The following is a 16,312-nucleotide window of genomic DNA, read 5'->3' on the forward strand; positions in this document are numbered from 1 at the left end:
CCTTGTAGAGTCAATTGTGGAGACATTAAGGGTGCCATTCGTGGCGCCCTTTTTTACATCTATAACTGACACACAGCTCTTTACGCTCCCTATTCTCACCTATTCACATAAGTCTCTTTTATTCCCTTACAGATGCCATAGGGGGGCATGCTGGGGTACTAGATATCTATGACGATTGCGTCGTTACCTTACTTCTACGATTATCGTAGTCTTGAAATATTCAGTTTTAAGAATCATTCTCATTTAGACCTTTACCACCAGTGCTCCTATTTAAACCAAAGACCTAAGCCAAAGACTTCCAGCAAGGGGATAAGCCTAAAGGCATTACGTATGAACGCATCATGGGACAATACAAACTAGAACTAGCTATCAAAGCTTCCCCATACAGGTGTGTCATTTGTACCATGTCCTTGATGACGATAGCTTCGTGGTTCACTGAATTGGAAGATTGGCTCGTTACCTTATGATTTAGATATAATTCTTTAGCCGTTTATACGTTGTTCAGTCCTAGCTCACACGGTAGGATATGTCACAGGAGAATATAATAAGCTGTTATAAGCAAGGAGTGGCATGTACATCATCGAATTAAACTATCCGGGCACGCGGCTTCAATTCGAAGACCAAAGTTTAAAGCATGAAATTGAAGGCATGCTAAGTAACTTACAGCGTATTGTAACGGAGGCTGCAATTTCCTTATCGATGTATGAGGCATCAAATTCCACACAACGAAATCATCGTCAAGAAATGGAGCAAGAGAATGAGTTGAGACAAGAAATTGATCTTCATGTTCGCAACGATGCCGAGGATGATTATTACCAAGATTTCGATAAATACAGATTAATCACTGAGAAAAAGCTAAGGGCAAGTAAGGCTGAACTTGGCATCATACCAAGATCATATTTGCATCAAATCCCATTTATTCATGCGCACACATTTGTCTATTCTGTTGATTCATTTGCTAAATTTTTAGAAGAACTAGTGGAGTACAAATGTATACCTAAATCTACCCAAGATTGCCTTAATGAGTTTAATAGGTTATTTCCGTCAGTGAGAAAAATTCGAAACTCAGCATTGCACATCGAAGATCGCTCTCGTGGTTATGGGCTATGGAAGGATAAAAAGAAAGGTAAAAAAATGGATACTTCAGGGTTTTTAGGACTCAGTAATTTGGAAGGCAACCAATTGTGTTACACGATTGATGATGGCACTTATTAAAGGGTCGAAATTAGCGTTAACGTATTGAATATTCTGGTTCAGATCATGAACCATTTGCTAGCAAGTTTTCAATGGGAAGGTCCCCCTAGAGTTGAGCCTCATTATTAATGTGTTCCGTTTTGACCATGCTAATTAGGTACATAAGAATAGGTACAATAATCGTTCCTTTTTAAGTTGATTTTAACCTTTAGCTACAGTGGGATGTAGACGTCTAAGACTTATATCCGATCTTCCGCACCCACTTTAAGAATAAATTCTCCGGTATACATCACCAAGGCAATTAATGATGATGTGTTGTCGTTCTTTTAAGTTCATCACCAGCGGAATGTGTTCAGCTTGATACAGAACCGTAATATTTTCGAAGCATTGGAAAACCCATCGAGCAGTGGGTGTTTGGCTTGGCTTTTTTTTCTGGTCGGGGAAGTAACACGCCTTGTCTTTGAGTGTTTTGCGGATTTGATGCTCTAGACTGGCGTACACCATTAAACAGCTGGTCATGACCATCAGTAAGGCTTCAATACGCTCTGGCTTCTTGAGGTAAATGGCACTGGTTAGGAAGTCGGGACTTTTTAAGAAACGAAAGCCTTTTTCAACATTTTGCTGGGCTTTGTAGCTGCTGAGTAAACTGGCCATATCCAAATCATCACTGACATCATTGGTGGCAATAATGAACAGTCCGAGTTGGTGTAAAGCGGTTTGGCGTGATATCAGAGGTGTGCATAATTCGCCCGTGATTTGATATTCAATGCGCGTGGGTAATTCGCCTCGTTTAGGTCGTCCTGCGTTTGCATATACCGTCACTTCAATTGCTCGGGCATTGACATCACACACGGTTTGTTTACTTCGCCATTTTACAATGGCACTTTGTGCATCTTGGATGCAGGCAAAGCGTTGTTGGCTTAACTGTTTGAAGCTTTTTCGCGCTTGCTCGCCGGCTTTTAACATGCGCTTGTTTAAGTTGTGTTGCTCACGCTTGTAAGCCTGCTCACTGCGAATGAGTAACCATGTTTGTTTAACACCGCCATATTCGCTGTCATAACTGACGCCTTCATAGCCTTGGGAAATAGGGGTAAACAGTAAAATTGGGGCTTGTGTAACCAGTGCCTTCGCTTCTTTCAGTGTTTGCGGCACCCGCGTGATAAATAATTGACCTCGGGCGTCTAATTCCTCAATCGTTTCTTTGACATAAAGCGCGGCATCGGCCACTAAATAGCGGCTGGCTTGAGCCGCTTTTAAACTACCGATATGCGCCTTCACAATCTGTTTAAAGCCTTCCATATCATTGTTGTTGCCACTGGCGGGCTTCATGTACACCGGAATACCCGACTGGTTTTCGCAAATGAGATTTAATATCACCTGATTGAGCTCAGGGCGATGGTCACGTGAATAGCCTTGGGCAATGCGAATGTGTCCAAACTCACCCTCTGGTGTGGCTTGGCCATCATAATGGAAACTAGTGGAGTCGAGATGCACCGCTTGGCAATCTAACCCTAGATGATTGACCACCCGCTCGCCTATGCCTTGGTAAAGAGAGGATACGCCCTTGTCGTAAAGTGCATCCAAACATCGCCCAAGCGCATCGTCATTAATATCATCGGCAGATATTCCTTCCCCGAGCAAACGGTCAAGCGGTTTGCTTTCAAAATATTCACTGTACATATGCAAAGTGCGACCGGTAAAACCTAAACCATTGAGTAGCATCGCCACGAATAATTGTCCAAAGCTGACTTTACGCTCATTAGAGCCACCTAATGCATCATCAATATATTGTGCAAGTTGAATATCTTTACAAAATCCAGCGACAAGGCCGAGGTGATCGAGGGATTTGGAGGAGGGGTAAGTCATTATTTATAGCTCTCAAAAGAGAGTAATAGGTCAAAACTGGGGATCGGCGTCAAGGTATTTTTAACAAACCCACATCAAGTGGTTAATTAATGACCAAATTTAGGTGCGGAATGACAGCAAGATCATTATAGATTGTACTTTTGGAGCAAGTCGTGATCAGATCAAGGCATAACATTAGCCTTGGTATAAAAATGAATACTACTTTTCTGAAACACTTTATTTCAATTACAGATCCTCGCATTGAACGCTGTAAAAATAATAACCTGCTCTATATTCTTCTGCTAACCATTAGTGTTGTGCTATCTGGCGCAGGAAGATATTGAAGACTTTGGGCACCTAAAACTTGATTGGCTAGAGAATATAGCGTTTTAAAAGCAGATATACTAATAGTGACACCATAGCGCGTGTTATATGTCGGTTAAAAGCGTATGAAATGGAGTGTGCATTTCAATATTGGATATCTCACTTATCAAAACTACCGGGTACGTGATGTTATTCATTGAAAGACGGCTCGACGTTCAGTGTAATAATAAGAATATTCAAAATGAAGCAGCCTTAATCCCTCTTCAGCTGACAATGGAATTGTGTCCAATGAAAAATGTCGACAAAAGCTTTTATCGCATCAACCAACTAGGCCAGCTTGGCCAGCTTGGCGTGATTAACAAGCATTTATATTGAAGTAACGTATGTTCAGTATGAGTGACTTAATGAGTTGTTAAAAAAAGAAATACTTGTATGGGTTAATCTGGGAACTGAGCTTATCCATAGTGTCCATCTGAAAACAACAATAGAGAATGATTTCAATTTATATTATTACATTTTATTACATTTTTATAATATAATAATTTTGCGATTTTGAATTCAATAAGTTTCATGTTCGTTAAATAATTAACCTAAGGAAGTCCAGTCCATGCCCATCAAAAAGAGTCTAATAAAAAGTATTTTATCGATAGCCCCTTTTATCCTGATTTCATTGATGTCGCAAGCAGCCTTGGCTGAATCTACAGTAACCAATAACTCTGACCCAAACGAATTAAGAGATGCACTTGCTGCTAATTTTACCGGAGTTCATACACTTGGTGCGGCTACCGCAGTTGGAGAAGTAGGTCAATTAGGAACTTTTGATAATCTTGATTTCGGACAAGTTGATAATAAAGATTCTATTTTTACTAACACTGGTATTATGCTAAGTACAGGCACACTTATAGCTGATGGTGTGAGCTCTACTCTAGCAGAAACCGATGTCGCTCAAGCGCTTACTGACCATCCCAGCTTTAATACATACGCTACTAATGACGCTGCTTCTTTGACTTTTACTTTTGAAGCTGAGCCTGATATTAAGTCCGTCGTTATGGAAGTTATGTACGCTACCAATGAAAGCATAGGTAATACAAGCTATTTAGATGCCGCGGTCATTATGGTTGACGGGGTTAATATAGCTACTTTTCCAAATGGTCTGTTACTGTCTAATTTTAACGCAGATTTTTTATTTGCTTCATCAACTACCGTAACCGGTTTTAGTAACGTATCGAATATACTTATAATTTCTGGTGCACTTGATCTTAACTTAACTACCCACACAATTAAAATTGCGATTGCAAATAATAATGATGGTGGTGTTGAATCAGCTATTCTTCTTGGGGCAATTAAAGGTTCAACATTAAGTGGGAGTGGTATAATTGAACCTGTAATAAATGAAGCACCGGTAATATCAGGTACACCAGCAACCACGGTAGCAGAGGGTGCAGTATATAGCTTCACGCCGAGTGTAACGGATGCAGATACAAGTGATACCACGACCTTTAGTATCAGCAATAAACCGAGTTGGGCCGCTTTTAGCGCCACCACCGGGGCATTAACCGGCACGCCGGATAATAATGACGTGGGTGTGACGTCGGGGATTGTTATCACGGTCAACGATAGTGCCGGCGGCGCCGCGAGCTTAAGCGCCTTTAGTGTGACGGTGTCAAATACCAATGACGCACCGGTTATCACGGGTACGCCAGCGACGACCATTGATGAAGATGTGGCTTACAGCTTTACGCCGAGCGTTAGTGATGTGGATGCAGGTGACACCCAAACCTTTAGTATCACCAATAAACCGAGTTGGGCCGCTTTTAGCGCCACCACCGGGGCATTAACCGGCACGCCAAGTAAGAGTGATATTGGTACCACATCAGGTATTATTATTAGCGTAGCAGACAGTGGCAATGCATCGGCAAGCTTAACGGCCTTTAACCTCGAGGTATTTGTTATCAACCAAGCACCCGTTGCTGCGGATGTGAGTGAAACCTTAGCAGAAGATAGCGATACGTTTGTTACCTTAACGGCCACGGACAATGATGAAGGAGATGAATTAACCTTTATTATTGCAAGCGAACCTTCACATGGTAAGTTAACGGCTTCTTTAAATAATGCTGCAAAATGGCAATACACACCTGAAGCGGATTATCAGGGTGAAGACAGCTTTACCTTTACGGCGAATGATGGTGAAGCAGACTCAGCACCTGCTACAATATCGCTCACTATCACCTCTGTTAATGACGCCCCTATAGCAACCGATGATAATATTACACTTGCCTTTAATGAAACGGGGGTCTACGTCCTTGATGTGCTAAGTAATGATAGTGACATTGAAAGTGACGAATTAACCATCACTAACGCCTCTGCCAGTATTGGTAGTGTTAGTATTGATAATAATCAGTTGGTTTATCAAGCTCAGGCGGGTGTGCAAGGGGTTATCTCGCTAGATTATGTTATTAATGACGGACACCAAAACCAAGACAATGGCTCTGCAAAGGCACGTGTGACGTTATTTATTGATGGTGGCATTAACGCACAATTACCAACTATTACACTGCCTGAAGACGTAATCGTTAATGCAACGGCGTTATTTACTAAAGTGGATTTAGGGGTACCCACCGCTGTGGACAACGCAGGAAAAAGACTGCCTGTTTCCTTACTCGATGGCACCACGTTATTTAGACCGGGTAACAACGTAGCGTATTGGCAAGCAGAAGATAGCCAAGGCCTCAAAAGTGTGGCAAGTCAATCTGTCGTTGTGCACCCGCTTATTACGATGAGTAAAGATGAAACGACAGTGGAGGGGACTTCACATAATGTGGGTATTTTCCTAAACGGCACTTCACCTACTTACCCGCTCACTATAAGTTATAGCGTGAGCGGTTCATCTGATGCTAACGACCATAACCTTATTTCAGATGAGATTGTCATCGACTCTGGAGAGTTTGGCACTATTAGTTTTGATGTTTTAGCTGACGATATTACTGAGGACAATGAAACATTAACCATTACACTCGATGACACGCTTAACTTTGGTGCTAAATCTACTTATACCTTAACGATTACTGCACAAAATATTGCACCGCAAGTGACCTATCGTGTGACGCAAGACAATGAACAGCGTTTATTGATTGAAAACAATGCAGGTCAAGTGGTTATTCAAACAGAGGTTTTTGATAGTAATACGCTTGATACACACCAGTATCAATGGCTAGATAGCGAGAGTGACTTAGTCGATGTTGACAATGATGAAACCACTTACACCTTTGATACCTCAGGGTTAACAGCCGGTATTCAAACCTTGAACTTAGTGGTGACAGATAATGGTGATACACCGCTATCGACAACAACCAACATTTATCTTGTCATTAACGATGCCTTAGCCGTATTAACCGATGTCGATAGCGATGGCGATTTAATTCCTGATAATGAAGAAGGGCTTGGCGATGATGATTTTGATGGTATTCCTAATTATCTTGATGTGCCCAGTGCATGTAACGTTATGCCACAGCAGGTCAGTGAAACACAACGTTTTCTTGTTGAAGGTGATGGAGGTGTATGCTTACGTAAAGGCGCTACGGTAGCCAATAACCAAAGTGGTGGCCTTGAACTGACGCTTGATGAAGTGCAAAACGATGAAGAGGCGCTAAATGTAGGGGGTGTATTCGACTTTATCGCTTATGGTTTACCCCAAGCAGGTCAAAGCTATAATCTAGTGCTACCTCAACGCTTACCCATACCTGCAAACGCCTTGTATCGGAAGTTTACGCCAATAAATGGTTGGGTTGAATTTGTTGTTGATGTTAATAACCAGTTTGCTTCAAGCCAAGGAAGCTTTGGCTTTTGTCCTCCTCCTAGCGATGCAAGCTGGACAATAGGGCTAAACGAAGGCCATTGGTGTGTGCAGTTAACGATTGAAGATGGTGGGCCCAACGATGATGATGGTTTAGCTAACGGCAGTATTGTTGACCCAGGCGGCGTGGCAGTATTAATAGATACTAATCACTTCCCTGTGGCAGAAGCTGAAACAACAAGCACTGCACTAAATACACCTATTACGATTGATGTATTACTCAATGACAGCGATGAAGATAACGATGTTTTAACGATTAACAGTGCCAGTGTTGATTTTGGTGTAGTCGATATTGCTATTAACATCCAGCAACTTATCTACACACCACCGATAAGCTTTATTGGTGTTGCTACGATTAACTATGGTGTAAGTGATGGTCGCGGTGGTACAAGTTTTGCCAATGTAATCGTTAACGTTATTGAAAACCAAGCACCTGTTACGCAAAACGACAGTGCGAGCACTGATGACAGAACAGCCATTATTATAGCGCCACTGGCCAACGATAGTGACAATAATGATGATACCTTAACGCTTATTAGCGCCGATGCAGAGCAAGGTAGTGTCACGATAAATACTGACAATACGTTAACTTATACCCCTCAAGCAGGCTTTGACGGCAACGACATCATCATCTATACGATTGATGATGGTAATGGTGGCCAAGCGATAGGGCAAATTACGGTTAGCGTTAAAGCCTATGAAACCATTACTGTGACCAATAAAGGCAGTGGTGGAGGTGCAATGGCTTGGTGGTTTATGGGTATAGCATCCCTACTTGTTTATCGTCGCAGAGTTGCTTGGGTAGATAGCCGAGCTGCGTCACAGCAGAGACTAACAAACAAAGGAGCTCGCTCATGAAAAGTAGCCATATAGAAAATAACCAGGTAAAAAGCTTTATCGCCAAGTTAATTACTCTAAGTGCGGGGTTACTGTTGAGTGCAACGAGCCATGCCAATAACTGGTTGGTGAGCGTAGAGCTTGGAAAAAGCGAAGCTAACACAGGAAGCCTCACTGCACAGTTACCGTCAGGAGAAGTTACCCATCTGAGCGATAGTGACACCAGTTGGTCATTAGGTATTGGTTATCAGCTAGACAATGGCTTAACCCTTGAAGCGAGTTATCTTAAGCAAGGTGATGGCGATGTCACCATTACCGGCGACACCTTATCACCAACACAATATCACAATAGTGTCGCTAACATATCGCCGGTATTAGGTGATGGTTTTACGCTTGGAGCGCGTTATCAATTCTGGCAACAAGAAGATATAAGTACGTCGGTATCACTGGGCCTTATAACATGGGAAGGTGACATCACGAGTACCTATCAAGCACAGCAAATAACCACTAAGCATGACGGTAATGATATTTACTATGGCCTAGAGGGACATTATCAACTAACCAAGCAATGGCAATTGAGTATAGGGTTTACGCGGTATGCTTTAGAGCCTAATGATGTTGATGTACTCTATTTGGGTGGGGCGTATAGTTTTTAGTGTTTTAATTAAGTTCAACTTACGCCGTTGTTTGATAACTGTCATTACCGTTGGATTTATAAGACTTTTTTTTCATAAAGTTGAGCTTTCATTAATATGAAAAAGCCGTATCTAAATTACGGCTTTGTGACAATACCTGTTGCTCAAGCATCTCAATATTGAATAAGCACTGAAATGCAAGGCTTTCAATTCTTGCCCTTGAAAAGATAAAGAACTATCAATTACATCATTGTTTTCATCATCAAATGATATAACCAGATTATCGCCATTGAACTCTGCAAAGCCATAAATAACTCCTTGGGCGATAGTGAAGGTTAGCTTATATCTCGTTTGAGGGCGTTAGCGCCATAGAGTATATATCCTAATGTCAGCTATCCTTGAAGATAGTGGACATAATAATGGTGATAATTGACATGAAAATTAGGTCAGCTTTGTAGCAAAAGTGGATGTTCAGATACGAGTGGCCAACGGCAGCTAACAGCTTAAACCCGTCTCACAAGCGAGCACAGAATCTCGGTAATATATTATTATGGCCTCACAAATTTTGATGCTTCCCGATGCCCAAAATTATCGTTACGCTCGCAAAGAGCAACGTCTGCTTAGTAGAACCATTATAAAGTAAAGGCAACTATTCTAATAACGGCTGATGGCACTATGCGGTCTAATTAGCCTTACTTTTCTAAATTGTTATGGTCAAATCCAACCGCATCCAAATTACCTATCTTATGTTCAATTTCAATGCCTAATCCGACAGTTTGACATGGTCAACATTTTTAGGACACCCCGGTTAAGCTGCTTTTTCTAATTTAGCCATATTCTGCTCATATTGATTTGGGCTTTGATAACCAAGATATGAGTGCAGTCTGCGGCTGTTATAAAACATCAAGATGTAATTCAGGATGTTCTGCTGCGCTTCAAAGCGTGTTTGGTAATTTGCCATTGCACACGCTCTTGTTTCAGACTCCCAAAGTAACTTTCTGCCACTGCATTATCCCAGCAGTCACCTTTTCTACTCATGCTGCCTTTGATACCGTGGGCCGATAACAAGTTTCTATACTGATGACTCGCATATTGCGACCCTCGGTCGGTATGCATAATTAAACCGTCTTTGGGTTTACGCTGCCAAATAGCCATGCGTAACGCATCAACAACCCATCGCGTGTCCATATCTAGGTGATATCGCCAACATAAACCTGATCTGGCGAATCGACATCAAACTGTCGCTTCACTAGATTGTCAAACAACGGTTTGTTGTGATTGCTATCAGTAGTGACTTTATACTTCTTACGGTATTTAACCCACACATCGGCTTCATTCATCAGTTTACGCGACTTTTGGCGACTAAGTGGGTAACCCTAAACCATTCAGTGCATGCTTCATTCTGCGACTGCCATAAACGTTCTCAGCCGCCTTGGCTACTTCCTTAACCAGCTTTATCATCTCACTATGAATTGGGTCAATGTCGTCGTTCATTTTCTTGACCCAACGATAATAACCACTGCGCTTTACTTCCAATAATTGACACATTCTATCAATCGGATAGGTCTTCTTCTTTTTGGCAATAAAGTCGTACTTTATTTGATTTCTTTGGCTAAGAAGACCGTCGCTTCCTTTAAAATGTTTTTATCCATCTCAAGCTGACGAAACTTTGCTTTCAACTGACGGATTTCTTCCTGTTCGGGCGTAAGCTTCCCATTACCACGAAAAGCCTGACCATCATTATCTTGTTCATGCTCTTTTATCCAACGGGTAATCAAATTTGGATCCACTTCTAAACTTCGAGCCGCTTCAGATCTGGTGTATTGTTGGTTAAGTACCAAGCTACTCGCATCTAACTTAAATTCTTTTGAATATTTCTTTCTAGCATTCATAGTCCACTCCAGATTTGAGTATTATCTCTTAACTAGAGTGTCCGAATCAATTAGAACACTTCAAACAACATCCAAGCCCAGATAAGAACGCTTTTTTTATTACTACCTTATTTTAACTTCGGTCTCTTAACGGTGTTGGGCGTTGCCCAAATAAGCAGTAAAAGACCAGATATCAACAACAGGGCACAACCAGACAGCAACCAAGGGTTAATATACCAATGTTCACCCCATTCAAACTTCCCGAACATGATCTTCTTCCAACCCTCAAAGTGCTGATGAGCCGCAATGAAAAAGCCAAATGCTGCAGTGGTGCTGGCAAAGTATAAATTTATCCAGTTACGCGGGTTAGGTAACAGTAAGCTCAAACCTAATAGCCCGATGATGGTACGTTGCGCTTGGCAGTATGGGCAAACATAGACCAAGTCAGTTAGCTCTAGGCTCCAGGCAATGATACAAATAGCTATCGAAACTAGGCCTAAAGACCTTCTATTACAATATAGCCAATTCAATAAAATTTTATCCATATTATTTATTTTACTCTGATATTTCTATTGGTCGCGTCTTCACATTGGATCTAATGTTAGCAGTACTCTTCTTTGGATTAATGGATTGGGCGGAGAACGATGTATTGCTCCTTTTCCTTCGTTTTTTGGCCAAGCATCCCCTTTCAGCAACAGCACATCACCTTGTTTAGCGCTCAATACATCATGCTTACCTTGCATTTGATTAGGTGTTTTTATTTGATTTAACAATTCAAGATCATCCTTAGCAGCATTTGGCAACCACTGGGTACCTTTACCCATATAAGTACAAATAAGTCGGCCGCTGATTTTATCAGTATGAAATTTAGGGCACATTGCATGGTCGAGTGTTATTAATCTTAAGCCCACAGACTTGCAATCAAATATGCAACACATCATATCTGACAATAAGTGCACATCTTCTAGAAAGTCATGCTTGTATTGTGAGTCAGGTAAGAGGCTGTTAAATTCAGAAAAAACTTCTTCAGGAGAAATTTCTCTTACCACTTTAATTTGATGTTTAGTAAGTAATGTAGAGTACTCATATACAGACTGAGAAAGCTTTCGTTGCCATCCGCATACATTGATATGCTCGGTAAAGAAATGCGTAAAAACATCATGGTGATCCGATATGTAAGTGGTTGAAGTTAATTCAGATTGAACAGCAATCATCCTTCTATCTCCCATATTGGAAATGGGTCTGGCAAACGTCGCCAAGCTTTTTGGCCTTGCAACATTTCTTCTTGCGACAATAAACATTCATCAAGCGCTGTTTGGATCTGCGATTGGTTTAAACCTTGACCAATAAAACCAGTTCTTGGCGCATATCACCGAAAGGTTCCTCCCACTGTGAATGAATGCCTTCAAGGGAGGCTGTATCGTCTGGCCAATCAGATTTTGGTATTGCCTTCCAAAAAAGCCCTGCAGCACCATATCTAGCGATACCGCCGGCTTGACTCCATTGTCCTGCTAACATAGGTCTAGTGGCGAGCCAAAAGAATCCCTTGGAGCGAATTAGCTTACCCGTTGGCCAGTCTTGATGAAGAAACTCGAAAAATTTATTGGGATGAAAAGGACGCCTTGCTCGGTATACAAAGCTACTGATACCAAACTGTTCGGTTTCTGGTATGTGTTCGCCGCGTAACTCTTTTAACCAACCAGGGGATTGCTGTGCCTTCTCATAATTAAATAACTGTGTGTTTAACACTTCGTCTATGGCAATTTTGCCATTTGAAATAGGAATGATTTTCGCATCAGGGTTGAGTGAGAATAATGTTGCCTTAACTTCATTTAGTTGCTGCTCAGAAATCAAATCAGTTTTGCTGATCAAAATGACGTTACAAAATTCAATTTGGTCAATCAGCAGATCGGCGACACTTCGCTCATCGTCCTCACCTAAGGATTCTTGCGTGTCACAAAGATCTTTGGCGTCTTGAAAGTCACTTAAAAAATTTGCGCCGTCTACCACAGTAACTAGAGTGTCGAGCCTAGCCACCTTTGCCAAGTTGTTGCCGTCTTCATCTTCAAACGTGAATGTTTCAGCCACAGGCAAGGGTTCAGAGATCCCAGTAGATTCTATCAATAAATAATCAAATCGGTTTTGTGCGGCCAGAGCATTGATTTCTAATAATAGGTCTTCTCTGAGAGTGCAGCAAATACACCCATTACTCATTTCAATAAGTTTTTCATCTGTGCGATTAAGACTGACTTCGTTGCTGATGTGAGAAGCGTCTATATTGACCTCGCTCATATCATTTACAATTACCGCAACGCGGATATCTTGCCTATTATTGAGTATGGCGCTAAGCACCGTAGTTTTACCTGCGCCTAAATACCCAGATAGCAAGGTCACTGGTAAGCGACTGTCATCTATAGCAGTGCGTATAGCTTTGTTCATATATGTTCCCGTTGATAATATTCGTTACGAAATAAGGCAATGGCACATTCACCTAAAAAGTCACTTTATGCCTTGATAGGGTTAGACTCAGGAAATGTGCGCCGATAAGACAAATCGAACCAAGCACTGTTAGCCAAACTTCATTCTCGCCATGATTAAATTGTGTAGTAATAATTGTGATAAAACCGGAACTAGTCAGTATCAGTAGCCACTGATTTCGCATTACCAAGTAGCGTTTAGGTATGCTGCTAAGCGCAATGACAAACACTGGAAACAACAGGAGCCTATGCACCCATTCTGCTTCTAAGTAACCTAAAACCAAATGGGTCCCCATAACCAAAACAAGTAATGGGGTGAGTAAACAAAGACACAGGCACAAGAAGGCAAAAAAATACCAAGTTTATCTTTCATAAATAACAAGGATTCTTATGCCAATTAAACTATTGTTATAATATAACATAACACTTAAGCGCGATGCAATATTATTCAAAAAGTCCTTATACGTTTCGAGGAGGTCCAACATAAAGATAAAAAAGATGATGAGAATATGAAAGGATTTATGCGATTTACTGGTGCTCTGATTACGAAGGTATTTGTGTTCCAAACTGGTATCTCAGAAGTGGGAGGGGGTAATGAACTGTATTTTTGTTGTACAATGGATATTCACAAAATTGAATCCTAAATTAGTAGGGGTATAAGTTGGAGTACCTCTTTTTGCACTAGTTAAAACGAGCAATAAAACATATAGATCAGCAGTTTATGGGCAGCATGATGTAGTCTACTTTAGATTACATAGCCCTTCATAAAACAACATAATACCCCACAAAAATTTTGGTTTACGGGGTGTTTCTTTATGAGCCATGCTTGTTAGGAATATCGAGCTTACTCAATAATATTCACCTTAAAAACTAAATAGTATCAATTGACCAAATTTACTTTTGCGAATAAGTGGTTTAATTACTTATGATAATCCACGACTCCCCATCACATCTACAGAAACAAAATTATACATTTGTTAAAATTACTGGGCAGCGGAATAGTCGGGATCAGTGTGAAGTTAACTATTAACTATACTTTTTCTACTTCGATAGAAATTGGAAAAGTCGCATATGGCGAAATCAGTCGGAGTTTCACCAGTTGGTGTTGCACCAAGTTGTGTCGCACAACACGTCATTCAACGAGGTAATAACAAGCAGATTGTTTTACTGATGAGCTAAACTTAGCTGCCTTGTAAATTAATTGAGGAATATTCAAAGAAGTGTCAAATAAAAGGCTATGCATAGGTATTAATAACTAATTATATTTACCTTCTTGTTACACCAAAATTCAAAATAATGTAAATAACATGATGCAGTCGTTAGGATAAAAATGTGTGCGTTACTTTAATTTTGGCTCTAACTGAACTGGCTCATTGTGGGAAGAACATTATAAATCATGCTTAGTGCAAGAAAATGATTACTTTTACAACTTTGCCGTTGCATTGAGTCCAATCCGGTGAAAGCCACTATGGTGGATGAGCCATCAAAATATATCAAATAAATGCATTACACAAAGAATCCAAATTATGCACGCCTAGTTCATTGTATATAGCTTTAGGTAAAGAAAAACACAAAGGGTAGAAGCATATCGTAAATTATTTAAAGATCATGTGGAAGGCAAAGTAAAAGGTGGTACAAGAAATAGAATTAACAGGAGTACAAGCGCAGATAATGATAAATTCAAGGAGTAAATAGGGCGTTTAACTGGACGAAAAATTACTACTAGAAGGAGTGGAAGGCCGATGCGGCAGGGAAAAAACAGCTCAATTAAATTTAACTTTACGCTGAAGCTGCTTATTATTTACTAAACCCAATTATCATCAACAGTTATCATTAGAAGTATAGTGTTTTGGCGCAGGTTGCGGCATTGCTAGGCCTATTCCCGGTTTTGATATTCTAAAATGGGCCATTCACTAGAAAGCCGTTGATTTTGGCGAGTATAGAAAATCTATTGAGACTAAAAGAACGTATAAGAGTTGATTGCCGCGTTAGAGTAGAAAAATAATCAAAACTGTACTCAAAATATTAGCATATCAATGTGTGATACTACTGATGTTACTACTTATGTTGCTGTTGGTTTTGTTACTTTTAAGGGTAATGTTGTGCTCTAAAAGCGATAAAAGCCACAGTTTAGCAAAAAATCTTTATCATAAACCTTTCTGCCATTGCGTAATTAACTAGTATTTATGCTTCTGCAATGTCTGAATTTAAAACAAAAATAAGTACATGTTTTGATCATTCAATATCAGCTAGATTTAACTATTCAGTGAAGTTATTCCTAAAACCAGTAGCCGGATTAATTCGACGACTAAACCGCGAGAAGGAAAGGATTATTTGTGAGATGAGTATACAAACGTTAATAGAAGACTACTTGACGATGACCAGAGATATTATGCCAAAAATGGCACTTGAATTTTCAAACAACTGGCCGGTAAAGTATGATCATTGTTTTCAGCGTATCGTTCTTGATTCAGTATGCCAAGGAGTGTGGTATAAAAGCATTAACCGGCCTGCATACAAACACTTGAATCATGCGCAGGCAATAACTGCCGTAAAACTGTGTAATGAAATCATCGCGGGGAAGGTTGATTTATCGCAACTGAATCAACAGTCACTTACTTGGCGTGGTAAACGCTAAATCATTGTTTTCATTAATTAGTTAGAACAGAACTCTATGCCAAAACGAACTTCACTCAGCGATGCAAAGCGTATTGACAATGCTAGTGATATTGAGGACGTTGTGTCTGACAAACGTTCAGGATGGCGTGCAAATGCAGCAACGGCGCGCCGCCGCCAGAGACGCTATAAAAAGCGCCTAGTTGCGGAGTTATCGCATATAACGCAACAAAACGATATCGATTTTGAGCCATAATACGCACTTCATTGTATGCGATAATGGCGCAAGTTAGTTTACCCTGTTGAGCAAGATTTTTATTATCAGTGTGATAAAATCAAGTGGATATTCAACAGAAACAAGTTTTAAATATTATAATGCCATTCATTATGATTGCATTCTTATCATCTTGCACTACCAGCGAACCTATTGGAAATATATCGCCTAAAGGACGACTCGTCACTTCAGTACCATCATTTTCAGATACTGTAACAATCCCCAATGCTTTGTCTGCAGCCATCATAATCACTTTCTAAAATTGATATCTATAGCCAGCTTTTAATCAGCGCAGTTTACCAATTTATAAGCCACCGTGATGACATGTAGCTGCGTATTCCTTGTCGAACCATGACGACATATATACTTTGCTTGTCATCAATTTG

Annotated in this window: 10 protein-coding genes and 2 pseudogenes; 5 read left to right on the top strand and 7 right to left on the bottom strand. The window is 40.5% G+C overall.

All coding sequences use genetic code 11. The features are described from left to right. Nucleotides 1–570 precede the first annotated feature (570 nt). The gene (locus tag C427_RS21095; protein WP_007642905.1) at nt 571–1,215 is read left to right on the top strand and encodes a hypothetical protein; all 645 of its coding nucleotides are present in this window, start codon (nt 571–573) and stop codon (nt 1,213–1,215) included. Between the two features lie 243 nt (nt 1,216–1,458). Here the strand turns inward: C427_RS21095 and C427_RS21100 are convergent, their stop codons facing one another. After that, the gene (locus C427_RS21100; protein ID WP_007642903.1) at nt 1,459–3,060 is read right to left on the bottom strand and encodes an IS1634 family transposase; all 1,602 of its coding nucleotides are present in this window, start codon (nt 3,058–3,060) and stop codon (nt 1,459–1,461) included. A 910-nt stretch (nt 3,061–3,970) separates the two neighbouring features. On the opposite strand from C427_RS21100, the gene C427_RS21110 reads away from it, so the two are divergent. Together C427_RS21110 and C427_RS21115 are read left to right on the top strand one after the other, a co-directional pair. Continuing rightward, nucleotides 3,971–8,074: an Ig-like domain-containing protein gene (locus C427_RS21110; protein WP_015431294.1), complete on the top strand. Its 4,104-nt coding sequence runs from the start codon at nt 3,971–3,973 to the stop codon at nt 8,072–8,074. Continuing rightward, complete coding sequence (locus C427_RS21115; protein ID WP_015431295.1) at nt 8,071–8,709, top strand: TonB-dependent receptor domain-containing protein; 639 nt, start codon at nt 8,071–8,073, stop codon at nt 8,707–8,709. Before C427_RS21110 ends, C427_RS21115 begins: the two co-directional genes overlap by 4 nt. Before the next feature lie 787 nt (nt 8,710–9,496). Here the strand turns inward: C427_RS21115 and C427_RS25705 are convergent. From C427_RS25705 to C427_RS28920, 5 genes and pseudogenes are all read right to left on the bottom strand, one after another. After that, nucleotides 9,497–10,580: pseudogene (locus C427_RS25705) on the bottom strand (IS3 family transposase). A gap of 107 nt (nt 10,581–10,687) precedes the next feature. After that, nucleotides 10,688–11,089 (bottom strand): disulfide bond formation protein B, encoded by a 402-nt coding sequence (locus C427_RS21130; protein WP_236613720.1) that lies wholly within the window; start codon nt 11,087–11,089, stop codon nt 10,688–10,690. A gap of 54 nt (nt 11,090–11,143) precedes the next feature. Further along, nucleotides 11,144–11,818 carry a DUF1826 domain-containing protein gene (locus C427_RS21135; protein ID WP_236613721.1) on the bottom strand — a complete coding sequence of 225 codons (675 nt, stop codon included), beginning with the start codon at nt 11,816–11,818 and terminating at the stop codon, nt 11,144–11,146. Continuing rightward, nucleotides 11,770–12,998, bottom strand: a pseudogene (gene zigA, locus C427_RS21140) (zinc metallochaperone GTPase ZigA). The gene C427_RS21135 and the pseudogene zigA overlap by 49 nt, the downstream one beginning before the upstream one ends. Nucleotides 12,999–13,050: 52 nt before the next feature. After that, nucleotides 13,051–13,377: a MerC domain-containing protein gene (locus C427_RS28920; protein WP_081589051.1), complete on the bottom strand. Its 327-nt coding sequence runs from the start codon at nt 13,375–13,377 to the stop codon at nt 13,051–13,053. Nucleotides 13,378–15,377: 2,000 nt separating this feature from the next. Here C427_RS28920 and C427_RS21150 point away from each other — a divergent pair. Together C427_RS21150 and C427_RS21155 are read left to right on the top strand one after the other, a co-directional pair. Beyond that, the gene (locus C427_RS21150; RefSeq protein ID WP_007641304.1) at nt 15,378–15,674 is read left to right on the top strand and encodes a hypothetical protein; all 297 of its coding nucleotides are present in this window, start codon (nt 15,378–15,380) and stop codon (nt 15,672–15,674) included. A gap of 36 nt (nt 15,675–15,710) precedes the next feature. Beyond that, nucleotides 15,711–15,908 carry a hypothetical protein gene (locus tag C427_RS21155; RefSeq protein ID WP_007641306.1) on the top strand — a complete coding sequence of 66 codons (198 nt, stop codon included), beginning with the start codon at nt 15,711–15,713 and terminating at the stop codon, nt 15,906–15,908. A gap of 91 nt (nt 15,909–15,999) precedes the next feature. On the opposite strand, the gene C427_RS26590 is transcribed toward C427_RS21155, so the two are convergent. Next, nucleotides 16,000–16,173 (bottom strand): hypothetical protein, encoded by a 174-nt coding sequence (locus tag C427_RS26590; RefSeq protein WP_153810673.1) that lies wholly within the window; start codon nt 16,171–16,173, stop codon nt 16,000–16,002. Between the last annotated feature and the right edge of the window lie 139 nt (nt 16,174–16,312).

Origin of the sequence: Paraglaciecola psychrophila 170, from assembly GCF_000347635.1 — a bacterium.
Classification (GTDB): Bacteria; Pseudomonadota; Gammaproteobacteria; order Enterobacterales; family Alteromonadaceae; genus Paraglaciecola; species Paraglaciecola psychrophila.